The following is a 778-nucleotide window of genomic DNA, read 5'->3' on the forward strand; positions in this document are numbered from 1 at the left end:
ACAACACCGGCAGTACCTTCTCCAGAGCGACCAGTCTCCCACGTAAAGCGATTGCGCTTGCCTTCCGCTTCAACGCTATCCTTAAAAAATCTGGCCGATGCAATCGTTAAGCCTTGATCCCCTCTATCAGACCATCGACCACCATCAGATTGACACGACGCGCTATCGCTCCCTTGCCCACCAACACATACAGCCCCAGCTCCGCCTGCGGAAATTGTTCTTTCAGATCCTTGTTCGTATGTCTCCAGCACCATGCGCCCAAAGCTCGCACCAGTTGCCCGATCACCTAATCTAAAGTCTGTGACATCTAGTCGCGACCAACTTTCTGTCTCATAAATTCGCAAACCCTCTTCAGTAACGTCAAGAAGCATGTCACGAAGATGCTTATCCATATCGAGTCCTGCCAACCAGAAACCACTACCATCAGATTCCTTATAAGTAGCCATTAAGCCATCACGCAATTCAATATCTGCATTGATGGTAATACCTTCATCACCAAAACGACCGCCCGGCCCCAAAGTGATATGCCCGTTTAATCGACCACTCAACTCAGGATAAAGCCCCAAACCAAACAACGCACCCGATACACCAGGAATACTATAAGACGTAGATAAATCCTGAGACTTCAGACTCGTACCGTCATCCGAAACACGACCTAAACGAAACCCTTCGGTTCGATAAGCAAAATCTAGATCCTCGAACCCTATTCTCAGACCATCATAAAACTGAGTCGAACCTAGCAAGCCATCCGCAGTGACATCAAGAGTTATATCACCAT

The 778-nt window shown here is 47.9% G+C and carries 1 protein-coding gene; it reads right to left on the minus strand.

The genetic code is table 11. From position 1 onward, the window contains the following. Positions 1-778, minus strand: a 778-nt coding sequence (locus tag A3739_RS30160; RefSeq protein ID WP_197472469.1) for a hypothetical protein, incomplete at both ends; no start/stop codon positions are given.

It is taken from the genome of Oleiphilus sp. HI0067, assembly GCF_001635735.1.